This window comes from Rathayibacter sp. VKM Ac-2926, assembly GCF_022815565.1.
Classification (GTDB): domain Bacteria; phylum Actinomycetota; class Actinomycetes; order Actinomycetales; family Microbacteriaceae; genus Rathayibacter; species Rathayibacter festucae.
In genome coordinates, this window is record NZ_JALGRS010000015.1 from 83,954 (window position 1) to 105,059 (window position 21,106).

Genomic DNA, 21,106 nt, shown 5'->3' on the forward strand with positions numbered 1-21,106 from the left:
TCTCGGCTTCCGGAGGGTGTTCCACCGGGCTTCGCTCAGGAGGGCCCGCCACTATCGAACCTGTTACCCGACGGAAGGTCCCCTGTGAGTACTCTCAAGCGCATCCTCAGCATGGCGTCGAAGGCGCTCGACTCGAAGAGCTCGTCGAGCTCCTCCTCGCGCCCCTCGTCCTCCACCGGCGGCGGGACGGACTGGCGCGACATGGTCCGCTCGGCCGCGAACGCGGTGACGGGCGACTCCCGCGCCGGTTCCTCGAGCACGGCCACCTCGAACCCCTCGGCGACCCCCACCCCGGCCTACGGCTCGCCGCACCCCTCGGCCCGCCCGCAGGACGCCCGGCCCGCCGCCGTCGCGCCGGAGGACCGCGCGGCGATCGCGCGCTACGACTACCTCCTCCGCACCGCCGACCCCGAGCAGCTGGAGCAGGTTCACCGCGACGCGTTCGCCAAGCTGACCCCGGCGCAGCGCGCCCAGGTCGAGGGGCGCCTGCGCGACGAGCTGCCCGCGAACGAGCAGCCGCGCTCCTCCGCCCCGGACGACCTCGCCCGGGCGGCGACCCGCGGCGAGGCGCACAACCCCGGGTTCCTGAAGAAGATGTTCTCCAAGCCGGGGACGAAGGGCGCGCTGGCCGGTGCCGGAGTCGGCGCGGTCGCCGGCGTCGGCCTGGGAGCCGCGGGCGGACTGCTCGCGGCGGTCGCGGGCGGCGCGGTGCTCAGCAGCGTCGCCGGTCCGCTGCTCGCGCAGGCGGCCGGCATGGGCGTGGACTTCGAGAACCTGGCCGGCGGGCTCGGCGAGTTCGGTGATCTGGGCGAGTTCGGCGACATCACCGGCGGCGCGGGCGAGTTCGTCTCCGGCGCCGGCGAGCACGTGTCGGGTCTCGGCGAGCAGGTCTCGGACTTCGGCTCGAACTTCGAGATGCCCGATCTCGGCGGGCTCGGGAACCTCTTCGACCGCTGAGTCAGCGGGCGCGGCGCCGCACGAGGAGTGCGAGCGCCGTGCCCACCACTCCCAGCAGCGCGAGTGCGGCGCCGGTGATCGCGACGGCGGTGGTCGACCAGTCCGGCGCGGAGTCGACGACGGTGCCGTCGAGCAGCTCCCAGCGGCAGGTGCCGCCGAGCGGCCACCACGACCAGGAGCCGGCGACGAGCGAGCCCTCCTCGGCGGGGACGCGGCCGACGCCGTTGAGGCAGACGTCGTCGAAGCCCTGCGCGGCGAGGGTCGAGTACTGCAGGGTGACGAGGCCGAGGAGGGCGAGGCCGACGACGAGGGCGCTGAGTGCGGCCAGCAGAGCGACGCGGCGCGGGGTGAGGAAGCGGCGTCTCGCGGGGGCGGGGGTCGGCGCGCTCATCCGTCGATGGTGTCACGCGGCGGCTGAGAGGTGCCGGCCGCGCGTTCTGCAGGTGATCCCGGGGCGGGAGCGCGTCCCGCCGCCTGGAGGGCTCCGGAACGCTCCGATCGCCTGCAGATCGGACCGGCGGTGACCGGGCGGAGGTGGTGGCGGCGGGCGGCGAGGGAGGAGGGGGCTCAGAACCGGTGGCCTGCGAGCCGGAGGGTGAGAGCGAGCAGCAGGGCGGTCGCCGCCAGGCCGACCGCGAGGAGGAAGATCCCCGGGTCGTAGCCGGTGACCGCGAGGGGCAGCAGGGCGCCGAGGACGGTGCCGATCTGCACCACCGCCATGTAGGCGCTCGCCCCGGCGCCGGGTCCGCCGCCGCTGGTCCGCTCGAGCAGGAGCAGGCCGATGCTCTGGTAGCCGGCGGCCGCGACCGCGTAGACCGCCTGCGAGAGGAGCAGCGCGAGATAGGACTGGGTGCCCGCGAGGATCGAGAACGCCAGCACCCCTGCGAGGGCGACGACAGCGAGCGTGAGCACACTGCCGCGGGCACTGCTGAGCCGGCTCAGCGCGGGCAGCGCGGCGAGCTCGAGGACCGCGGAGGCGAGCAGCACCGGCGGGACGTGGGCGGCGGGGACGCCGGAGGAGACGGCGAAGAGCGGCAGATAGATCGCGCGGAGCGTGTCGACCGACTTCAGCAGCGCGACCAGCGCGAGGGCCGCGACGAAGACGAGGACGAGGCGCGGGCGGCCCGAGGCGGAGGCGACGCGGGCGTCCGGCTCCACCGCGGGGGTCGACGGGCAGCCGGTCGCGCAGACGGTCGTCAGCACGGCCGCGGCGACCGCGGCGAGCAGCGGATCGAGACCCGCCTGCGCGAGCAGGGCGTAGAGGATCAGGCCGAGGATGTACCCGGAGATCAGTACCGCGCGCATCCGGGCGATCGACGACTCCTGAGTGTCACCGCGACCCTGCGCGGCGACGCGGCCGAAGAGCTGGGGCACGAGGGTGCTGACGAACAGCATCAGCGCGCCGCCCAGGTAGAGCACGACGACGTGGCCGCCGCTGGCGCGCACGAGCAGGAGCCCGGCCGGGACCGCGAGCGAGGTCGCGAGCAGGGCGGACCGCGGGTAGCCGGCCCGGCGGATCCGCGGCACGAGGAGGGTGTTGTAGCCGATCGCGATCGCGGCGTTCACGACGAAGAAGACCGCGATCTGCACCTTGGCGAGTCCGGCGGCGTTCAGCGCGACGGGCACGCCGACCGCGGTGATGCCGCCGAACACCGCGTTGCTGAGCAGTGCGCCTGCGAGGGGCCGGGGGAGCCGGGGCGCTGCGGCCGCCGTCGTCGGCAGGGCGTCGCTCGTCACTCGCACTCCTCCGGGCGCGCCCGGATCCCCTCGACGCGGCGGGACCGGGGTCCGCAGCCGTGATCGGGGATCCTCCGGGCGGCGGGTGCCGACCCTCGGCTCGGGAGGAGACGCTAGCCGCGACCGCGCCCTGCTCGGAGGCCGCTGGCGCGCAGCACGCGGTCGCCGCGTGCCTCGAGGTGCACCGCCGCGGCGCCGGGCGCGGCGGAACGGCGACTGCGAGGATCCTCAGGGGTTCGGCGACGTACCCTCGGACGCATGGGGTTTCTGTTCTCGCTGCTGACCGTCGTGCTGATGGTGCTGGCGCTCGTGGATGTCGTGCGTCAGCCGGACAACGTGGTCCGCAATCTGCCCAAGATCGTGTGGATCCTGCTGATCGTCTTCATCCCGCTGATCGGCGTGACGATCTGGTTCCTGCTCGGGCACGACTGGAAGAAGGGCGAGGGCGCGTCCTTCGTGCCGGGCGGGCGCACCCGCCGGCCCCGTCGCTCGAAGACGCCGCCGCCGCCGACCATGGTGGTGCGGCCGCCGACGAAGAGCACCGAGGAGCAGCTCGCCGACCTCGAGCGCGAGGAGGCGCACTATGCGCGGCTCGCCGAGGAGCAGCGCCGGCTCCGCGAGGGCGAGCGGCCGCAGGACGCCTGAGGCGTCGAGCGGCCGCGTCCCGCGCTAGCCCGCGGCTCCGAAGTTCGACGCCGACCACTGCACCGAGGCGATCTTCGCCTGGCCCGCGATGCTGGGGTGGAAGTAGTCGGTGGTGCCGATCAGCGCCTTGGTGACGGGAGTCGCGGTGAGCGCGCCGCCGTCGTAGTCGCAGAGGTTTCCGGCGGCGGTGCACGCCTGCTGCAGGGCGGTGTTGTACTGCGTCGTCCGGGTCTTCGCGGCGGTGGCGGAGGCCGAGGCGGCGGTGGTGCTGAGGCGACCGCCGGTCGCGCTGACGCCGCGGGTGGTGCGGCAGAGGTTGCCGGAGGACCAGATCACCGAGCCGAAGCCGCCCTTGACGACGGCCCACTCGGCGGCCACGTTCGGCATCGAGGACAGGACGATCTTCGCGGCGGGCCAGGTGCTGCGGATCTTCGTGATCGCGGCGCTCGCTCCGGTGCTGAAGGCGGCGGCCGTGGTCATCGTGTAGCCGTCGGCGGCGACCGGGTTCTTCGCGGAGCAGAGGTCGTTGCCGCCGATCAGCAGGGTGACGACGTCGGGGCGGACGCCGGCCGCGACGGCGGCGTCGATCCGCGCGGGGACGCCGGCGATCAGGTCGCCGGTCTGCGCGAAGTTCGCCGTGGTCACGGTGGTGCCCGGGTTCGCGGTGCGCAGGCGGCTCGCGAAGGAGTTGACGGTCGCGTTCGTGCCGGTGGACCAGTTGTTGCGCGGGCAGTCCGCGAACTGGCCGCAGGTGCCGTAGGCCTGGGTGATGGAGTCGCCGAGGCTGAGCACGGACAGGGTCGGGGTCGCGGCGGAGGCGGCGCCCGCGGGCACCACCGCCGCGGCCAGGGCGAGCACCGCGCCGACGGCGAGCGCGCGCACGCGGCGGCTCCCGATGCGGCGCGGGCGGAGGGAGGTGGGGAGGCGCATGAGGGGGAACCGCTCTCGGTCGGGGGACGGCGGTGGGGGCCGCCGATCCTGACGTTAGGCCTGCGGGGTCACCGGCGGTCCTGCGCCTGTGGCCCCAGAACGGGGCCCGCCGAGCCCCGCCCTGTCAGGCGGGCCGATCGCCGATCAGCCGTACCCGGCTGAGCGCCCAGACGAGCGCACCGGAGAGGACGAACGCGACCGCGACGATCAGCACCGCGATCGCGACCGCGCCGTAGCCGTTCGCGGGGTCGAGGAACGGGTACGGGACCCAGCCGTCGGTCGCGCCGCGGACGAGGACGACCACCAGCCAGACGATCGGATAGACGGTGACGACCCAGAGGCGGCGCCAGGGCAGGGCCGGCCGGTCGGCGACGAGCAGCCAGTCGAGCAGTCCGTAGATCGGGAAGACCACGTGCAGCACCGTGTTGGCCCAGGGCAGCGTCACGCCGCCCGCCGTGCCGATGAGCAGGGTGTTGTAGACGATGCCGACGACGAGGATCCAGCTCGTCGCCGCTCCTCGGACGAGCGTCAGCAGCGGTCCCTGCGGTCGGTCGCCAAGCGCGACCGCCGCGGTGATCAGGAGCACGACGGCCAGGAGGATGTTGCCCTGGATCGTGAAGTAGCCGAAGAAGTTGACCGGCACGATCGGCGTCCGCGAGGCGGTGTCGAGGGCGGTGCCGACGACGGCCGCGAGGACCGTCAGGGCGACGACGAGGCGCAGGACGGCGACCGGGATCCTGGTCGCGCGCGTCCCGAGGGCGGGGGAGGGCGGCGTCATCGCACGAGCGTAGCGAGCGCGGGGCCGGGGCGCGCCCGGCGGGTAGCCTGATCCGATGCTCACGATCGGAGTCGACCTCGCCGCGGAGCCCGTGCGGACGGCGGTGGCCGCGCTGGAGTGGGGCGGCGGCCGGGCGGTCGTCCGCTCGCTGGTGCTCGGCGCCTCCGACGACGACGTCGTCGCCGCGTCCCGGGAGGCGACGACGATCGGGATCGACTGCGCCTTCGGCTGGCCGCTGGAGTTCGCCGCGTTCGTCTCGGCGCACACCCGCCGGGAGGTCTCGCCGCGGACGCTCGCCGGGCGGGACTGGCGGCGACGGCTCGCCTACCGGGAGACCGACCGCGCCGCGCGCGAGGTGACGGGCCGCTGGCCGCTGAGCGTGTCGACCGATCGGCTCGGCATGACGGCGATGCGCTGCGCCGAGCTGCTGGACGCCTTCGCGGCGACAGGGGAGGACGTCGACCGCTCCGGGGGCGGCAGGCTCGTCGAGGCGTATCCCGCGGCGGCGCTCCGGCTCTGGGGAGTCGACACCACCGGCTACAAGACGCGGCCCGAGGCGGTGGCGCTCGCCGTCGAGGCGCTGCGCCGGGCGGCGCCGTGGCTGGTGCTGCCGGCGGACGCGGCGGCGCTGATGGCGCGCTCCGACGACGCCTTCGACGCGGTGATCGCGGCGCTGAACGCCCGGGCGCACGCCCTCGGGCGGACGGTGCCGGTGCCGGACGCGCTCCGGGAGGCCGCGCAGGCCGAGGGCTGGATCGCCCTGCCGACCTGCGGGCTGGACGAGCTCGCCGGCTGAGGCGTCAGGCGGACAGCTTGCGGTCGGCGGCCGAGGTGATGGCCTCGGCGGCGCGCTCGGCCTCCTCGACGGTGGCGAAGGGGCCGGTGAAGGCCCCGGTCAGGACGGCTCGTCCGGGTTCGATCTCGAGTCGGAAGCGGGGCAGCTCCGCCCCGGGAACGACGACGATCCGGACTCCGTTGCGACTCCATCGTGCGGGCTGAAGAATGGGGATCTGGGTCATTGGTGCTCTTTCGCGTGCATCGTGCTCGGAAGGCTTCCGCCTCGACCGTGCGTCCTCACGCTAGGTCCGCGGGTGTCCTTCCCGAACGGGGTTGACCTCCCAGGTGCGCAGAGGTAGTCACCGACGGGACACCGTGTCCTGCCTCTCGGCGGCCAGGGCGGACTCGAGCTCGGCGTCGAGGGAGGAGTCCTCGTCCGGCTCGCCGCGACGGGGGAGCGGGGCGGTGAGACCGCGCTGCACGCGGAACCGGTGACCGAGCACGATCCCCAGGAGCGCCAGGAGGAAGACGGCGAGTCCGGTCCCGGCGATCGGGATCGCGACCGTGCCGAGCGCGCCCGGGACGGCGTCGCCCTCGTCGGTGACGGTGAGGGTGACGCGGATCGACTCCGGGACGCCCTGGGCGTCCTGCTCCCGTGCGATCCGGTCGAGGAGGGCCGTGGTAGCGGTGCGGGAGAGCTCGACGGCGCGAGCGGGATCGAACGAGGTGCCGATCACCGAGAGGAAGGGCAGGGTGAAGCGGCCGCCGTTCGACTCGTCGCCGCGCGGCTGGGTGGTGCGGCGGACGGCGCCGACGCCGTCGCCCTCCTCGAGCGGACCGGCCTGCTCGGCGACAGCGGCGCGCACCTCCTCGCCGCTGGCGAGGTAGGCGTAGATCACGGCGGTGTTGCTGAGGTCGCTGAACTGGTCGTCCTCGACGCCCGGGATGCGCTCGACCCCGGGGATCTGCGCCGCGTAGGGGTTCTTCGGGCCGCCGCCGAGCAGCACGGTCACGGCGGCGCTGTGCTCGCGGTCGCCGCGGAGGGTGAGCCCCTCGTCGGTGACGGTGAAGTGCACGGCGGTCGCGACGATCACCGCGAGGACGGCGCTCGCGACGACAAGGAGCTTGCAGCGCCAGAGGACGAGGAGGTAGGTCGGCATTTCCACTGCTTCAGGGTGACCGGCGGGACCTTTCGCCAGCCTGAACAGGCTCGGGGTCCTGCGTTCGGCCGGGAGCCGGCAGGCGGATCTCGAGCCGCGCGCCGCCGAGCGGGGAGTCGAGCAGGCGCGCCGTGCCGCCGCCCGCCCGCGCCGCCTCGGCGACGATCGCGAGGCCGAGGCCTGAGCCGCCGGTGTCGCGGGCGCGGGCGTCGTCGCGGCGCTCGAAGCGGAGGAAGACCCGCTCGCGGTCCTCGGCCGGCACGCCCGGGCCGTCGTCGTCGACGCGCAGCACCGCGGTGCCGTCCTCCTCGCGCACGGTGAAGGCGACGACGCCCGCCGCGTGCCGCCGGGCGTTCTCGGCGGCGTTGCGCACGGCGCTGTGCAGCAGCGGCTCGTGCCCGTGCACCTGGGCCGGTCCGACGTCCTCGGTGCGCACGTCGACGCCCAGCGCGCGGAGCCGCGCGGCCTCGGCGAGCACGAGGTCGTCGAGGTCGACGTCCTGCTCCGCTCCCTCGTCGCGCTCGTCCACTCGGGCCAGCAGCAGGAGGCTCGCGACGAGGTGCTGCATCCGCTCGCCCTCGTCCTCGACGACCCGGGCGAGGTCGGCGAGCGGGACCGCCTCCGGATGCCGCAGGGCGACCTGGGCGTGCTGCCGGACGGCCGCGACCGGGGAGCGCAGCTCGTGCGAGGCGTTCGAGACGAAGCGGCGCTGGGCGGCCTGCGAGCGCTCGAGGCGGTCGAGCAGGCCGTTCATCGTGCGGGCCAGGCGGGCGAGCTCGTCGCGGCCGGGCGGCTCTTGGACGCGGCGCTGGAGATCGGCGGCCTCGATCGCCTCGACGTCGGCGCGGATCCGCTCGACCGGCCGGAGCGAGCGGCCGACGACGAACCAGACCAGCGCTCCGACCACCGCCGTGACGAGCGGGACGGCGACCGCGAGCAGCCGGACGGCCGAGCCCGCGGCGTCGTCGGCCCCGGCGAGGGTACGCGCGACGACGACGGTCTCGCCCGGGTCGCCGCCGAGCTGGAGGCTCTCGGAGCCGACGACGAATCGGGTGCCGTCGATCGAGGTGATCTGCGGCTCGTCGGAGACCGGCAGCGGCACGGCGTAGACGAAGTCGTCGTCCGCGACCGCGACGACGGATCCCTCCCGCTGCAGCTGGATGACGACCTCGTCGGTGTTGAACGGCGGCAGCCGTCCGGCGCTCTCGGTGTCGGTCGCGATCTGGCGGGCCTGCTGGTTCGCGGTGAACGCCTCGGCGTCGACGAGGGACTGCTCCAGCAGGGCGGTGAAGGCGACGGAGCCGGCGACCAGCACGGCGAGGATCACGGCGGAGACCAGGGCGGTCAGCCGCACGCGGATGCTCCAGGGCGGGCGGGGAGCCATCGGTCCTCAGCCCTCGACGAGCCGGTAGCCGGCGCCGCGGAGCGTGGTGATCGACTGCGTGCCGAACGGGCGGTCGAGCTTGGCGCGCAGCCGCGCCACGTAGACCTCGACGATGTTCAGGTCGCCGTCGAACGCGTCGTCCCAGACGCCCTCGAGGATCTCGCGCTTGGCGACCACCCGGTCGCGGTGGCGGGCGAGGAAGTCGACCACGGCGAACTCGCGCGAGGTCAGCCGGATCGCGACGTCTCCCCGGTGCACCTCGCGCAGCGCCGGGTCGATCAGCAGATCGCCGACGCGGTGGACCACCGGCCGCTCCGGCCGCCCGCGCCGCACCAGTGCCCGCAGCCGCGCGACGAGCACGGTGTACTCCAGCGGCTTCACCACGTAGTCGTCGGCGCCGGCGTCGAGGCCCTCGATCTGGTCGCGGTCGCCGTCCTTCGCGGTCAGCATCAGGACCGGGGTCCAGTCGCCCTCTTCGCGGAGGGTGCGGCAGAGGGCGGAGCCGCTGAGCCCGGGCATCATCAGGTCGAGGACGATCGCGTCGTAGACCGTCTCGCGGGCGCGCCACAGTCCGTCCACGCCGTCGTGCGCGACGTCGACCGAGAAGCCCTCGGCCTCGAGACCGCGGCGGACGCCGTCGGCGAAGACCGCCTCGTCGTCGACCACCAGAATCCGCATCCCGTCGAGTATCGCCGGTGCAGCGCGACCGGCGCACGGGGAGCGGGCGGTCAGTCCAGGCGGTCGAGGGTCGCGCTGATGGTCCGCAGGCATTCGATCAGGACGCCGATCTGCCGGGAGTCGAGGTCGGCGAGGACCTCGCCCTCGGCCGCGACGAGGTGCCGCATCGCGTCGTCGACGCGCTTGGTGCCGCGTGGGGTGAGCGAGACGATCTTGCTGCGCGAGTCGGCGGCGTTCTGCTCGCGGACGACGAGCCCGCGCGCGCCGAGCCGGTCGACGCGGCTGGCGAGGTTGCCGCTCGAGATGCCCAGGCGGGTGGAGAGGACGGACGGGGTCATCGTGCCGGCCGGGTTCTGGCGCAGCAGCGAGAGCAGCTCGAACTCCCACGGGGCGAGCTCGCCGGCCGCGAAGGAGAGGCGCCGGACCTCCTGCACCCGCGGGCTGAGCCGGCGCAGGCGGGAGAGGACGTCGAGCGGGGCGAAGTCGAGATCGGGCAGGGCGTCGGCCCACGCGTCGATCACCAGATCGACATCGTCGTCTTCACGCATCCCCCGATTATCGTCGGCTCGGGCGCGGCCCGGCGACGGCTGGCCGCGGCGGAGCGGGGGGCCTACCCTGCCCGCTCGCGGCCGGTGCTCGTCGCGGGCGCCGGCGTCAGGGCCGGTACTCGTCGCGGCGCGGGGGCGGCAGGTCCGGACGGTGCGTCTCGCCGCCCGGGCTGAGCGTCGCGATCCCGGCGGTGACGCCGGCGAGCAGGATCCGGCCGGCGGCGGCGAGGAACCGCAGCACCCGCCCGTTCGTGCTGTCTCCTCGAGCTGCCATCGTCGGCTCCCTCCGCCGTTCGACAGCCTGACACCCCACCCGCCGCGGCGCACCTGCCGCTAGCCTGGTCGAGTCGGAAGGACTCCCGTGCGCGCGCACCTCGAGCAGCTCCTCGCTCTGCTGAGCGGGACGTTCCTGCTGCTCGCGCTCGTGTCGAGTCCCGACGCCGCCGTCGTGCTGGTCGTCACCACGACCGCGGTCGCCGCCCTGGTCCTCGGGGCGCGCTACCTTGCCGTCGGCGCTCGCCGGCCCGTGCTGTCGATCGGCCGGCGTGCCCGGGAGCACCGGCTCGGCCTCGCCGCGCAGCCCTCGCCGCAGCATCCGCGCACCGCGGGTCGCGTGCGCTCGCGGGCGCCGGGCCTGCCGGGACTGGTCGCGTAGCCCGGAGCTCTGCCTCGGGAGGCGCGACCGTTCGCGATCGCGCTCACCTCCCGACGACAGGACTCTCTTGAACTTCTACGACTTCCCGCCCATCGCGGCGGCGCTCGACGCCGCCTCCCACCTCGTCACCGGCCTCGCCTCGGCCCTCGAGCCCCTCGCGGGCGGCGCCTCGGCCGCCGCCGCGATCGTGCTGGTGACCCTCCTCGTCCGCGTGCTGCTGATCCCGGTCGGCATCTCGCAGGGGCGGGCCGAGATCACCCGCCGCCGCCTCGCCCCGCTGCTGCGCGAGCTGCAGCGCAAGCACGCGAAGAACCCGGAGGCGCTGCAGCGCGCCACCATGAAGCTCTACGCCGACGAGAAGGCCTCGCCGCTCGCGGGCTGCCTCCCGGTGCTGCTGCAGGCGCCCGTCGTCTCGCTGCTCTACGGGCTGTTCGTGCACCCGGACATCGCGGGGCACGGCAACGCACTGCTCGACGCGCGACTGCTGGACGTGCCGCTCGGCCGGTCGTTCGTCACGGCGCTCGGCGGCGGCGAGCCCGCGCAGCTCGGCGTGTTCGCGGTGCTCCTCGGGGTGATCGCGCTCGTCTCGTGGCTGGCGCGTCGGGTCGCGCTGCGCCAGGCGGCGCTCACCCCGGTGCCGGAGGGGACGCCCGCGGCCGTCGCGCAGCTGACGGGGGTGCTCAGCTGGATGCCGTTCCTGACGGTGGTGTTCGCGGCGTTCGTGCCGCTCGCGGCGACGCTCTACCTGACGGTCACGACGACGTGGACGCTCTGCGAGCGCGTGATCGTGCGGCGGGTGCTGGCGGGCGGGGCGAGGGCGTGAGGCGGCGCCCGCCCGCCGGCCCGCTCACCAGCCCGTCGTCAGCACCTCGTCGAGCTGGTCGGCGAAGAAGTCGGCGCTCTCGACGGTGAAGCAGAGCGGCGGCTTGATCTTCAGCACGCACTGCCGGTCGGAGGTGGGCTGCACGATCACGCCGCGCTCGCGGAGGCGCTCGCAGATCGCGCGCGTCTCCGCGGTCGCCGGCTCGAGAGTCTCCCGGTCGCGGACCAGCTCGAGGCCGAGGTACAGCCCGCTGCCGTGCACGGCGCCGATCAGCGGGTGGCGCTCGGCGAGCTCCTCGAGCCGGCGGCGGAGGTGCGCGCCGGTGGTCCGCGCGTTCTCCTGCAGCCGCTCGTCCGCGAGCACGTCCAGCACCGTCGTCCCCACGACGGAGCTGACCGGGCTGCCGCCCGCCGAGGAGAAGAACGAGCCCTGCGAGCGGTAGCGGTCGGCGATCTCGCGGGTCGTCACGACCGCGCCCAGGGGGTGGCCGTTGCCCATCGCCTTCGCGACGGCGACGACGTCGGGCACCACGCCCTGCTGCTCGAAGCCCCAGAACCAGTCGCCGAGGCGGCCGTAGCCGACCTGCACCTCGTCGGCGATGCAGAGCCCGCCGTGGGCGCGGACGGCCGGGTAGACCGCGGCGAGGTAGCCGTCGGGCAGCGGGATGCCGCCGGCGTTGCCGTAGAAGGTCTCGGCGATGAAGCCGCCCGGGGGAGTGCCGGCCGCGGCCAGCTCCTCGATCCGGGCGACCGCCTCCGGGGCGTAGCGGTGCGCCTCGGCCCCGCGGTGCGTGCCGCGGTAGCTGTTGGGCGCGTCGAGAGTGTGCACCCAGTGCGGCCGGGTCGCGAGCGCGTCGGGGTTGTCGGCGACGGAGGTGGAGACCGCATCGGACAGGCCCGACCAGCCGTGGTATGCCTCCCGCACCGCCAGCACGTCGTCGCGGCCCGACCAGGCGCGGGCGATCCGCAGCGCGAGATCGGCCGCCTCCGTGCCGCTGTTGACGAGCAGCACGGTGTCGAGCCCGTCCGGCAGCAGGGCCGCCAGCCGCTCGCAGAACTCGCCGATCGCGGGGTAGGAGAAGCGCGAGTTGGTGTTGAGCAGCCGCCACTGCCGCGCGACCCGCTCGACGAGCAGCGGGTGGGCGTGGCCGATCGAGGTGACGTTGTTCAGCACGTCGAGGTGCACGCGACCGGAGTCGTCGACGAGGTGCTCGCGCCAGCCGCGCAGCATCGTGGGCGGCGACTCGAAGTAGTGCTCCTGCGCCTCGGCCAGGTGCGCGAGCCGCCGCTCGAGCACCTCGGGGTCCGGCTGCGGGGCAGGCAGGGTGCGTCCCAGGAGCAGCGGGGTCGGGTCGAGGAGCACGTCGAGCCAGGCGTCGGCCCAGCGCGCGTTCGCGAAGGGCGGGAGGTCGACCGCGTCGAGCGCGCGCGGTGCGGCCTGGGCGCGCAGGAGTCCGCGGGCCGTTCCGACCGGATCGCCCGCTCCCACCCGGGTGCCGGGCGCGGGAGCGTCGTCGACCCCGTCGAGCCGCAGTCGAGCTCCGTCGGCGAGGAGGGTGACTCCGCCGGGGACGCCGCCGCCCACCTCCGCGTCGAACGGCGCGACCAGGGGCGTCTCCGCGGCGAGGTGGACCTCGGTGACCAGTGCGATCGTCTCGGGCTCCTGCGCGGTGTGCGGGCGGCCGCGGGTCAGACGGCGCTCGCCGTAGCGCAGCACCGCGGCCCCGGCGCCGCCGGCGAGCGCGGCGCGGGCGAGGGCGGGCTCGGCGTCGTCGTCCAGCCAGCGGCCGGCGTCGAGCGCGGGGCTCTCGGGCGAGAGGTCGACGACGACGGCGTCGAGGCCGCCGAGCACGGGGACCGCGGGGGCGAGCGCGACCGGTGCGCTCGGCCGGCCGAGGGCCCGCCGGACCAGCGCCTGCAGCACCGGCAGCGGCGCGGCGGTCGCCCGGTCGAGGATCAGCCGCTCGTGCTCGAGGTTCTCGCGGGCGTAGTCGTTGGCGGGGTCGCCGGCCAGGACGTCGTGGGCGCTGACGACGAGCACCGCCGCCCGGAGCACCACGAGCGGCCAGAGCGCCTCGACCTCGGCCTCGGCGAGCGGGCGCACGGCGTCGTACGCGGTGGCGGCACGGAGCACGGTGGCCGCGTCGGCGTCCGCGTGGTGCAGGAGCGAGGACAGCGTGATCGCGAGCTCGCCGACCGCCCAGCCCGCGCCGAGATCGCCGAAGTCGATGACGCCGTCGGGGAGGACGCCCGCGTCGACCACGACGTTGTCGTCGGTGAGGTCGCCGTGCACGAGCTGCACCGGGAGCGCGGCGGCGAGCGGATCGAGGACCGCCAGCGCCGCGTCGACGGCCGCCCGAATCGCCCGCGCCGAGCGCCGGGGCACTCGGCCGATCAGCGCGTCGACGACCTCGCCCGCCCGTCGCAGGTCCCACTGGTCGGTCTCCTCGAGGCCGTCGAGCGGCTGCTCGGCGAGCGCGACGTCGACCCGGGCGGCGAGGTCGCCCATCGCCCGGACGACGGCGGGGGAGAGGTAGCCGGAGCCGGAGAGCGTGCGGCCGGGGACGAAGTCGAGGACCCGGGCGACGGCGGTCGTGCCGCCGAGGTCGATCTCGTGCAGGGTGCGGCCCTCGCGGTCGGGGCGCACGCGCGGGAGCCGGACGCCCTCGAGGTGCTCGGCGAGGCGCGCGACCGCCGCCGTCTGCGCCTCGATCCGCCCTCTCGGCGTCGCGGGATTCGCGATCTTGAGCAGCAGCCGCTCGTCGCCGGTGTCCACGAGGACGTTGCGGTCCTGATTGCTGCCCAGCTCCCGCAGCGCGCCGTGCAGCCCGTAGCGCTCGCGCAGCAGGGCGGCCGCGACCTCGTGATCGAGCGCGGGCGGGGGCGGCGGAGCGGCGTCGGACGGCATGGCGGGGGTCCTGTCGAGCGGGGATCGGATGCGTCCATGATCCCGCGTCGTCGGTCGCCGCTGGTGGATCTCGATGCGCCCGCTTCGCGGGCTGCTCGATCGGCAAGATTCCACGAACCGACCCGCAGCGGGCCTCGCACCCGGAGCAGGGCCCCGCTCGCGTCCAGTCGGAAGTGAGGAGGCGCGCGAGTGGACCCGGACCGGGCCCTGCAGCTCCGCCGGACACCGCCGCGCGTCCAGTGGCTCGCCGCTGCTGTATGCCGGTCGAGCAGCCCCGCAGGGGCGTATCGAGACCCGCCGTTGTCAGCAGGGCGGGTCTGCAGGCTCGGCTGCTGACGCTGGTGGATCTCGATACGCCCGCTTCGCGGGCTACTCGATCAGCATGAATGCGGTGCCGTCGATCATGTCTCGGCGGAGTACATGCTGGTCGAGTAGCCCCGCAGGGGCGTATCGAGACCCGACGTTGTCAGCAGGGCGGGTCTGCAGGCTCGGCGTCTGGCGCTGGTGGATCTCGATGCGCGCGCTGCGCGGGCTGCTCGATCAGCATGATGTCCGCACCGCATCTACCGCATCTACCTCGTGTCAGCGTGGTCAGTGCGCGTAGGCCGACGGGTCGAAGCGGCCGAGCTCCTCGCGGAAGGCGAAGGCGAAGTCGGGCCAGAGCAGGGTGAGGCGGCGGGAGGCGGAGTCGACGTACCAGCTCTCGCAGCCGCCGTTCGTCCAGACGGTGTCGGCGCTGAGCGCGTCGAGGCGTGCGAGCGCGGCGGCCTCGGCCTCCGGGGTCACCTCCAGCAGCTCGACGCCGGCGGTCTCGCGGTGCTCGAGCGCGGCGAGGACGTAGTCGATCTGCGACTCGATCATGTGCACCGCGGAGTTGTGGCCGAGGCTCGCGTTCGGGCCGTTGATCACGAAGAGGTTCGGGAAGCCGTGCACGGCGGTCGACTCGTACGCCGACATCCCGTCGCCCCAGCGGTCGGCCAGCAGCTCGCCGCCGCGGCCGCGGATCCGGCGGGCGAACGGCGGGCGGGTCGCGTGGAAGCCGGTCGCGAAGACCAGCGCGTCGACCTCGTGGCCGACACCGTCGCCCCCGATCGCCGCCGAGCCTTCGATCCGGCGCAGCGGGCTCGGAACGACGCGCACGTGCGGCTGCGCGAGCGCGGGGTAGTAGTCGTCCGAGAGCAGCACCCGCTTGCAGCCGATCTCGTAGTCCGGCGTGAGGACAGCGCGCAGCTCCGGGTCGGCGACCTGCGCGGCGAGGTGGCCGAGCGCCTCCGCCCGTAGCCGGCCGATCGCCTCGGGCACGCCGACACGGCCGGCGAAGCCGAGCTCCGCGCGCCAGAACAGCTCGGAGCGCAGCCGCTCGACGGCGCCCGGCACGCGAGCGAGCGTGCGGCGCTCCTCCGGCGGGTAGGCGCGGTTCCGACGCGGCACGACGTACGGCGCCGAGCGCTGGAACAGCACGACCTCGGCCGCGCGCTCCGCGAGGTGCGGCACGATCTGCACGGCGGAGGCGCCGGAGCCGACGATCCCGACGCGCGCCCCGTCCAGGTCGACGTCGTCGCGCCAGCGGGCGGAGTGGAAGACCGGCCCCGTGAAGCCCTCCAGTCCGGGCACGTCGGGCAGGCGCGGCTCCGACAGTCGCCCGGCGCAGACCACGAGGACGGCGGCGTCGAAGTCCCCCCGCGAGGTGCGCACCTGCCAGCGCTCGGTGTCCTCGTCGAAGGTCATCTCGAGCACGTCGGTCCCGAGGTGCAGCTGCGGCGCGAGCCGCTCGCGCTCGACGACCCGCTCGAGGTAGGCCTGGATCTCGGCGCCCGGCGCGTAGAACGCCGACCAGTCCGTCTCGGGCGCGAACGAGTACGAGTAGAGGTGCGAGGGGATGTCGCAGGAGACGTTCGGATAGCGGTTGTCGCGCCAGGTGCCGCCGACGCGCTCGGCCCGCTCGAGCACCGCGAAGGAGACGCCGCCGCGGCGGGCGAGGCGCGCCGCCGCTCCGATGCCCGCGAAGCCCGCGCCGACCACGACGACGTCGACCGAGGTCGCCATCAGACGATCGTCCGGGGGAGTGTCGACCCGGCCGGGTCCCGGTGCGGGTCGGCGACGAAGCGCTCGACGAGTGCGAGCAGCTCGGCCGGCCGCTCGGCCAGCACGCAGTGGCCCGCGTCGATCACGGCGTAGCGGGCGTCGTCGATCGCCCCGAGCAGCGCCTCCGACCCCTCGACACCGACGACGGCGTCGGCGGTGCAGCCGACGACGAGCGCGGGGACGCGCAGACGGGCCGCGGCCTCGGTCGCGTCGGCGCGGGCGGCCGCGGCGAGGAGCGCGGCGGTCGCGGCGTCGGCGGCCAGCGGAGTCGCGCGCCCGGGTCCGAGGTCGGAGAGTGTGCGGACGCCGATCACGCGCGCCAGGTCCGCGCGGGCGTCGGGGAGGCCGGCCAGCGACTCCCACAGCCGGGCGACCGCGAGGAGGCGCTCGGTGGGCCGCAGCCAGCCGGCGGCCAGCACCAGGGCGACCACGCGCGGGTCCGCCTCGGCGGCGGTGATCGCGGCCCAGGCGCCGAGGGAGACCCCGACGACGACCGCCCGCTCGGCGCCGAGCCGGTCGAGCGCGGCGGACACGGCGCGAGGCGCGTCGCGCAGCGGATCCCGCAGGTCGGCGAGCTCGAGCGCCGCCACCCGGTGCCGGCGAGCGAGCATCGGCAGCAGCAGCGCCCCGTCGGCCTGGGCACCGCGCCCCGGCCCGGTCACGAGCAGGACGACGTCCGTCGCCGGCTCACCACCGGAGTGGAGGCGGACCGTGTCGTCACCCACCGTGAGGGTCGACTCCCGGATCAGCGCCGCCTGCCGCTCGAGGTACGCCGACGACCGCGTCACGAGACGCGGCCGGCCTCGCGCACCGGCAGCCGCAGTCGTCGTGTCCGGGCGCTGCCGGGCGCCGGCACCGTCATCGCGCGCTCGGGGGCGACCTGTCCGTAGTCGGTGGTGCGCTGACGCCAGGGCCGGCCGATCTCGCCGGTGAGACGCGCCACGGTCGCGATGTCGAGGGAGCGGTGCGCCTCGGCGCCCGCCTCCGGGCTCATCGCGCCGTCGAGCAGCAGCCCGCCGAGGTCGTCCGCGCCGCCGCGCAGCAGCTCCTGCGACAGCTGGAGCCCGAGCTTCGTCCAGGCCGTCTGCACGTGCTCGATCCGCCCGTGCAGGAGCAGCCGTGCCACCGCATGCACCGCGCGCGTCTCGCGCCGGGTCGGCCCGCCACGGGTCTGCGCGACGACCGCGGCCGGCGCCTCGGCCGGCACGAACGGCATCGCGATGAACTCGGTGAAGCCGCCCGTCTCGTCCTGGATCGCGGCCAGCGCGCGGAGGTGGTCGATCTGCTGCTGCGGCGTCTCGACGTGCCCGTAGACCATGGTCGCGGTCGACTTCAGGCCGCCGCGGTGCGCGGTCGTCACCGACTCCCGCCATTCGGCGACGCTCGGGTCCGCGCCCTCGCTCAGGATCGCGCGCACCCGGTCGTCGAGGATCCGCGCCGCGGTTCCCGGCACGGAGTCGACGCCCGCCTCGCGCAGCGCGGCCAGCATCTCGGCGGGGGTCCGACCGGTGCTCGTCGCGGCGTCGAGGATCTCGCCCGGCCGGAACGCGTGCAGGTGCAGCGAGGGGTGCCGGGCGTGCAGGGTCCGCACGATCAGCAGGTGGTCCTCGCCCGGCGCCGCGAGCGGTCCCTGGAGGCACAGCTCGGTGGCGCCGAGCGCGACGGCCTCGTCGGCGAGCTGCTCCAGGGTCTCGACGCTGAGCCCGCCGGCGCCCCAGAGCGCGGTGTCGATGTTGCGGTTGGCGACCACGGTGACGGTGTCGCCCACGGCGGCGCGGCGGACGTCGTCGGCGAGGGCGGCCAGCGCGTCGAGGTCGTCGCCGTCGGCGGCGAGCAGGGCCCGGTAGTCGGCGTCGTCGAGACCGGCCGGATCGGCGGCGGCACGCCCCAGCACGGCGGCGAGGGTCGGCGCGGCCGGGCGCGGGGCGGGCGGGAGCTCCTCCTCGTACGGGCGGGGGACGATCGGCGCGGCCTCGTCGGCCAGCCACGACTCCCGGTCGGCGAGCGCGAGCACGTACGGCGCGACCCGCGGGTCGATCCAGGTCTCCGCGTCGCTCAGGTACCGCGGATGCGCGGTGAGGCGCTCGTGCAGCAGGTAGCCGGAGTCGGCGGTCAGCCGCGCGAGGTCGTCGATGTTCGGCCAGGGCCGCTCGGGATTCACGTGGTCCGCGGTCAGCGGACTGACCCCGCCCCAGTCGTCGATCCCGGCGCGGAGGAGCAGCCCGAGCTCCTGCTCGTCGGTGAGGTTCGGCGGCACCTGGATCGTCATGTCGGCGCCGAGGACGAGGCGCGCGACGGCGACGTTCGCGACGTACTCCTGCAGCTCGAGGTCGACCTCGTTCTGCATCGCGGTCCGCGGCTTGGCGCGGAAGTTCTGCACGATGCACTCCTGCACGTGGCCCCAGAGCGCGTGCGAGTCGCGGATCGCGAACAGCGCGTCCGCCCGCTCCGCCGTGTTCTCGCCGATGCCCAGAAGCACGCCCGTGGTGAACGGGATCCGGCTGCGCCCGGCGTCGTCGAGCACGCGCAGCCGCAGAGCGGGGTCCTTGTCGGGCGAGCCGTAGTGCACGCCGCCCTTCTCGGACCACAGCCGCTCGGCGGTCGTCTCGAGCATCATCCCCATCGAGGGCGCGACCGGGCGCAGGCGCTGCAGCTCGGCCCAGGACATCACTCCGGGGTTGAGGTGCGTCACCATGCCGGTCTCGGTCATCACCAGCACCGCCATCGCGCGCACGTACTCGAGCGTCGAGGCGTAGCCGTGCTCGGCGAGCCAGGCGCGGGCGACGGGCCAGCGGTCCTCCGGGCGGTCTCCGAGGGTGAACAGCGCCTCCTTGCAGCCGAGAGCGGCGCCGGCGCGGGCGACCTCGAGGATCTCCTCCGGCTCCATGAAGGTCGACTCGCGCTTGAGGGCGAGGCCGCCGGGCGTCTCGACGAACACGCAGTAGTGGCAGCGGTCGCGGCAGAGCTTGGTCAGCGGCACGAAGACCTTGCGGGAGTACGTGATCACTCCCGGCCGGCCGCGGCGGGCGAGCCCCTCGTCGCGCAGCCGCCCGGCGGCCAGCAGCACCGCGTCGAGGTCGTCCCCGCGCGCCTCGAGGAGCACCTCGGCGCTCGCGCGCGTGATCGGCTCGCCCTCGGCGAGGCGGGCGAGGAGGGTGGGCACGGTCATGCGGAGGCGGCTCTTCCGGAGGGGTCGGTCGGCGGGCGCCGACGGGTCGGGGCACGGGAGGGTCGGACGGCCGGCGGCACGACGCCGGCCCGCCGCGACGGAATCAGAGGGCGCGCAGGCGCGGCGCGAGGTCACGCTCGAACGCGTCGAAGAAGCGCTGCTGGTCGTCGCCCGGCGCGTGGAACACGAGGTGGTTGAAGCCCGCATCGACGTAGGGCTTGATCTGGGCGACCGTCTCGTCCGGGTCCGAGCCGACGATCCAGCGCTTGGCGACCTGCTCGATCGGCAGCTCGTCGGCGGCGCGCTCCATGTCGACCGGGTCGGTCAGCGAGTGCTTCTGCTCGGGAGTGAGCGAGAGCGGCGCCCAGAAGCGCGTGTTCTCGAGCGCGAGAGCCGGGTCGGGGTCGTAGGAGAGCTTGATCTCGATCATCCGGTCGAGCACCGCGGAGTCGCGCCCGCCCGCGGCGATGCCCTCCTCGACCGCGGGGAGCAGCTTCTCGGTGTAGAGCTCCATGCCCTTGCCCGAGGTGCAGATGAAGCCGTCGCCCGCGCGGCCGGCGTACTTCGCGACGACGGGCCCGCCCGCGGCGATGTAGACCGGGACGCCGTTCTCGGGCTTGTCGTAGATGGACGCCTCGTGGGTCGAGTAGTACTCGCCGTCGAAGGAGACGCGGTCGCCGGCCCAGAGGGCGCGCATGAGGCGCACGGCCTCGCGCAGCCGGGCGAAGCGCTCCTTGAAGTCGGGCCAGGTCTGCTCGCCGGCGCCCTGGTAGCCGGTCGCGACCTCGTTCAGTGCTTCGCCGGTGCCCACGCCGAGCATGATGCGGTCCGGGTAGAGCACGCCGAGCGTGCCGAACGCCTGCGCGATGACGGCGGGGTTGTAGCGGTAGTGCGGCGTCATCACCGAGGTGCCGAGCCGGATGGTCGAGGTGCGCTCGCCGGCCGCCGCGAGCCAGGCGAGCGAGAACGGCGCGTGGCCGCCGGTGTGGCGCCAGGGCTGGAAGTGGTCGGAGACCACCGCGCTCTCGAAGCCGTGCCGCTCGGCGCCGACGGCCAGCTCCACGAGCTCGCGCGCCCCGAACTGCTCCGCCGATGCCTTGTACCCGAGCGTGATCGTCATAGTGCCGCCTTCGTCAGAGGGAGGGGACCGCTCCGGACACCGGGCGGTCCCTCCATTCTGCGCCCGCGCGGGCGGCGATCGGGACGCTCAGGCGGACGCGCCCGAGATGTTGACCATCCAGTGCACGCCGAAGCGGTCGGTCAGCATCCCGAAGCGGTCGCCCCAGGGTGACGTGGTCAGCGGCTCCTGGACCGAGCCGCCGGCGGCGAGCCCGTCCCAGTAGCCGCCGAGCTCGGCGTCGTCGTCGCCGAAGAGCGCGACCGTGATGCGCGCGCCCTCCTCGAACGTCATCGAGCCCGGAGTGTCGGACGCCATCAGGATCAGCCCGTTCGGCGTGACCAGCTGCGAGTGCATGATCAGGTCCTGCTCGGCCGGATCCTCGCTCGCGTGGAAGTCCGCGAAGGTGCTGGACTGCAGCTCCCCGCCGAAGACCGAGTGGTAGAACTCCATCGCCTCGCGAGCGTTGTCGCGGAAGCCGATGTAGGGGCTGAGACTCGTGGACATGACGGCGCCTTCCTGTCGAGGAGGGCCCCAGTATCGACCCGCCGGCGATCCCGCTGCAACGGCCGCCCCCGCTGATCGCCCAGCCCGCGGAGCGGGGATCGCCATGCTGATCGGGCAGTCCGCGGAACGGGCATGCCCATGCTGATCGAGTAGCCCGCGCGGCGGGCGACCACATGCTGATCGAGTAGCCCGCGCAGCGGGCGTATCGGTGATTGCCTTGGTGTGTCGCGGGGTTCTGACTCGTCTGCG

At 74.6% G+C, this 21,106-nt stretch carries 21 protein-coding genes; 5 read left to right on the forward strand and 16 right to left on the reverse strand.

The genetic code is table 11. The features are described from left to right. Positions 1 to 84 precede the first annotated feature (84 nt). Positions 85 to 957, forward strand: a complete 873-nt coding sequence (locus MT351_RS17870) for a cation-transporting ATPase (RefSeq protein WP_243582859.1) — start codon at positions 85 to 87, stop codon at positions 955 to 957. Position 958: 1 nt separating this feature from the next. Here MT351_RS17870 and MT351_RS17875 read toward each other — a convergent pair whose 3' ends face one another. Further along, positions 959 to 1,348, reverse strand: coding sequence for a hypothetical protein (locus MT351_RS17875; protein WP_132435937.1), 390 nt, complete (start codon positions 1,346 to 1,348; stop codon positions 959 to 961). 176 nt (positions 1,349 to 1,524) lie between these two features. Further along, on the reverse strand, positions 1,525 to 2,694 hold the full coding sequence (locus MT351_RS17880) for a hypothetical protein (RefSeq protein ID WP_132435936.1): 1,170 nt from the start codon (positions 2,692 to 2,694) through the stop codon (positions 1,525 to 1,527). 258 nt (positions 2,695 to 2,952) lie between these two features. Between MT351_RS17880 and MT351_RS17885 the strand changes: the two genes are divergently transcribed. After that, a complete protein-coding gene (locus MT351_RS17885) occupies positions 2,953 to 3,339 on the forward strand; it encodes a PLD nuclease N-terminal domain-containing protein (protein WP_123445203.1) in 387 nt (128 codons plus the stop codon). 24 nt (positions 3,340 to 3,363) lie between these two features. Here the strand turns inward: MT351_RS17885 and MT351_RS17890 are convergent, their stop codons facing one another. Both MT351_RS17890 and MT351_RS17895 read right to left on the reverse strand, forming a co-directional pair. Beyond that, entirely contained in the window at positions 3,364 to 4,269 is a 906-nt protein-coding gene (locus MT351_RS17890) for a GDSL-type esterase/lipase family protein (RefSeq protein ID WP_243582860.1), read from the reverse strand. A gap of 124 nt (positions 4,270 to 4,393) precedes the next feature. Continuing rightward, complete coding sequence (locus MT351_RS17895) at positions 4,394 to 5,047, reverse strand: Pr6Pr family membrane protein (protein ID WP_243582861.1); 654 nt, start codon at positions 5,045 to 5,047, stop codon at positions 4,394 to 4,396. 55 nt (positions 5,048 to 5,102) lie between these two features. Between MT351_RS17895 and MT351_RS17900 the strand changes: the two genes are divergently transcribed. Next, positions 5,103 to 5,843, forward strand: coding sequence for a DUF429 domain-containing protein (locus MT351_RS17900; RefSeq protein WP_243582862.1), 741 nt, complete (start codon positions 5,103 to 5,105; stop codon positions 5,841 to 5,843). 4 nt (positions 5,844 to 5,847) lie between these two features. Here MT351_RS17900 and MT351_RS17905 read toward each other — a convergent pair whose 3' ends face one another. The 6 genes from MT351_RS17905 to MT351_RS17930 form a co-directional block, all read right to left on the reverse strand. Continuing rightward, complete coding sequence (locus MT351_RS17905; RefSeq protein WP_123445207.1) at positions 5,848 to 6,066, reverse strand: hypothetical protein; 219 nt, start codon at positions 6,064 to 6,066, stop codon at positions 5,848 to 5,850. A gap of 117 nt (positions 6,067 to 6,183) precedes the next feature. Beyond that, a complete protein-coding gene (locus MT351_RS17910) occupies positions 6,184 to 6,984 on the reverse strand; it encodes a hypothetical protein (protein ID WP_243582863.1) in 801 nt (266 codons plus the stop codon). A gap of 10 nt (positions 6,985 to 6,994) precedes the next feature. Further along, a complete protein-coding gene (locus MT351_RS17915) occupies positions 6,995 to 8,368 on the reverse strand; it encodes a HAMP domain-containing sensor histidine kinase (RefSeq protein WP_243582864.1) in 1,374 nt (457 codons plus the stop codon). Between the two features lie 6 nt (positions 8,369 to 8,374). Beyond that, a complete protein-coding gene (locus MT351_RS17920; protein WP_243582865.1) occupies positions 8,375 to 9,046 on the reverse strand; it encodes a response regulator transcription factor in 672 nt (223 codons plus the stop codon). Positions 9,047 to 9,096: 50 nt separating this feature from the next. Beyond that, positions 9,097 to 9,594, reverse strand: coding sequence for a MarR family winged helix-turn-helix transcriptional regulator (locus tag MT351_RS17925; RefSeq protein ID WP_123445211.1), 498 nt, complete (start codon positions 9,592 to 9,594; stop codon positions 9,097 to 9,099). Between the two features lie 106 nt (positions 9,595 to 9,700). Further along, the gene (locus tag MT351_RS17930) at positions 9,701 to 9,868 is read right to left on the reverse strand and encodes a hypothetical protein (RefSeq protein ID WP_165909025.1); all 168 of its coding nucleotides are present in this window, start codon (positions 9,866 to 9,868) and stop codon (positions 9,701 to 9,703) included. Positions 9,869 to 9,955: 87 nt separating this feature from the next. Between MT351_RS17930 and MT351_RS17935 the strand changes: the two genes are divergently transcribed. Then, positions 9,956 to 10,249, forward strand: a complete 294-nt coding sequence (locus MT351_RS17935) for a hypothetical protein (RefSeq protein ID WP_123733838.1) — start codon at positions 9,956 to 9,958, stop codon at positions 10,247 to 10,249. Positions 10,250 to 10,316: 67 nt separating this feature from the next. Then, positions 10,317 to 11,072 carry a membrane protein insertase YidC gene (locus tag MT351_RS17940; RefSeq protein ID WP_123735140.1) on the forward strand — a complete coding sequence of 252 codons (756 nt, stop codon included), beginning with the start codon at positions 10,317 to 10,319 and terminating at the stop codon, positions 11,070 to 11,072. A 24-nt stretch (positions 11,073 to 11,096) separates the two neighbouring features. Here MT351_RS17940 and MT351_RS17945 read toward each other — a convergent pair whose 3' ends face one another. From MT351_RS17945 to MT351_RS17970, 6 genes are all read right to left on the reverse strand, one after another. Next, positions 11,097 to 13,979, reverse strand: a complete 2,883-nt coding sequence (locus tag MT351_RS17945) for an aminotransferase (RefSeq protein ID WP_243582866.1) — start codon at positions 13,977 to 13,979, stop codon at positions 11,097 to 11,099. Positions 13,980 to 14,570: 591 nt separating this feature from the next. Beyond that, a complete protein-coding gene (locus MT351_RS17950; RefSeq protein WP_243582867.1) occupies positions 14,571 to 16,025 on the reverse strand; it encodes an NAD(P)/FAD-dependent oxidoreductase in 1,455 nt (484 codons plus the stop codon). Beyond that, the gene (locus tag MT351_RS17955; protein ID WP_243582868.1) at positions 16,025 to 16,852 is read right to left on the reverse strand and encodes an alpha/beta fold hydrolase; all 828 of its coding nucleotides are present in this window, start codon (positions 16,850 to 16,852) and stop codon (positions 16,025 to 16,027) included. The genes MT351_RS17950 and MT351_RS17955 overlap by 1 nt, the downstream gene beginning before the upstream one ends. After that, positions 16,849 to 19,233 (reverse strand): 7,8-didemethyl-8-hydroxy-5-deazariboflavin synthase CofG, encoded by a 2,385-nt coding sequence (cofG, locus tag MT351_RS17960; protein ID WP_243582869.1) that lies wholly within the window; start codon positions 19,231 to 19,233, stop codon positions 16,849 to 16,851. The genes MT351_RS17955 and cofG overlap by 4 nt, the downstream gene beginning before the upstream one ends. Before the next feature lie 103 nt (positions 19,234 to 19,336). Then, positions 19,337 to 20,353 carry a glucose-6-phosphate dehydrogenase (coenzyme-F420) gene (gene fgd, locus MT351_RS17965; protein ID WP_243582870.1) on the reverse strand — a complete coding sequence of 339 codons (1,017 nt, stop codon included), beginning with the start codon at positions 20,351 to 20,353 and terminating at the stop codon, positions 19,337 to 19,339. Positions 20,354 to 20,440: 87 nt separating this feature from the next. Further along, complete coding sequence (locus MT351_RS17970; protein ID WP_123702446.1) at positions 20,441 to 20,857, reverse strand: VOC family protein; 417 nt, start codon at positions 20,855 to 20,857, stop codon at positions 20,441 to 20,443. Positions 20,858 to 21,106: the final 249 nt, after the last annotated feature.

Excerpts from the sequence above, each read along its gene's own strand:
- MT351_RS17970 (WP_123702446.1), bottom strand. The coding sequence starts at position 20,857 with ATGTCCACGAGTCTCAGCCCCTACATCGGCTTCCGCGACAACGCTCGC.
- MT351_RS17900 (WP_243582862.1), top strand. The coding sequence starts at position 5,103 with ATGCTCACGATCGGAGTCGACCTCGCCGCGGAGCCCGTGCGGACGGCG.
- fgd (WP_243582870.1), bottom strand. The coding sequence starts at position 20,353 with ATGACGATCACGCTCGGGTACAAGGCATCGGCGGAGCAGTTCGGGGCG.
- MT351_RS17915 (WP_243582864.1), bottom strand. The coding sequence starts at position 8,368 with ATGGCTCCCCGCCCGCCCTGGAGCATCCGCGTGCGGCTGACCGCCCTG.
- MT351_RS17875 (WP_132435937.1), bottom strand. The coding sequence starts at position 1,348 with ATGAGCGCGCCGACCCCCGCCCCCGCGAGACGCCGCTTCCTCACCCCG.
- MT351_RS17925 (WP_123445211.1), bottom strand. The coding sequence starts at position 9,594 with ATGCGTGAAGACGACGATGTCGATCTGGTGATCGACGCGTGGGCCGAC.
- MT351_RS17910 (WP_243582863.1), bottom strand. The coding sequence starts at position 6,984 with ATGCCGACCTACCTCCTCGTCCTCTGGCGCTGCAAGCTCCTTGTCGTC.
- MT351_RS17930 (WP_165909025.1), bottom strand. The coding sequence starts at position 9,868 with ATGGCAGCTCGAGGAGACAGCACGAACGGGCGGGTGCTGCGGTTCCTC.
- MT351_RS17885 (WP_123445203.1), top strand. The coding sequence starts at position 2,953 with ATGGGGTTTCTGTTCTCGCTGCTGACCGTCGTGCTGATGGTGCTGGCG.
- MT351_RS17950 (WP_243582867.1), bottom strand. The coding sequence starts at position 16,025 with ATGGCGACCTCGGTCGACGTCGTCGTGGTCGGCGCGGGCTTCGCGGGC.
- MT351_RS17920 (WP_243582865.1), bottom strand. The coding sequence starts at position 9,046 with ATGCGGATTCTGGTGGTCGACGACGAGGCGGTCTTCGCCGACGGCGTC.
- MT351_RS17945 (WP_243582866.1), bottom strand. The coding sequence starts at position 13,979 with ATGCCGTCCGACGCCGCTCCGCCGCCCCCGCCCGCGCTCGATCACGAG.
- cofG (WP_243582869.1), bottom strand. The coding sequence starts at position 19,233 with ATGACCGTGCCCACCCTCCTCGCCCGCCTCGCCGAGGGCGAGCCGATC.
- MT351_RS17890 (WP_243582860.1), bottom strand. The coding sequence starts at position 4,269 with ATGCGCCTCCCCACCTCCCTCCGCCCGCGCCGCATCGGGAGCCGCCGC.
- MT351_RS17895 (WP_243582861.1), bottom strand. The coding sequence starts at position 5,047 with ATGACGCCGCCCTCCCCCGCCCTCGGGACGCGCGCGACCAGGATCCCG.
- MT351_RS17905 (WP_123445207.1), bottom strand. The coding sequence starts at position 6,066 with ATGACCCAGATCCCCATTCTTCAGCCCGCACGATGGAGTCGCAACGGA.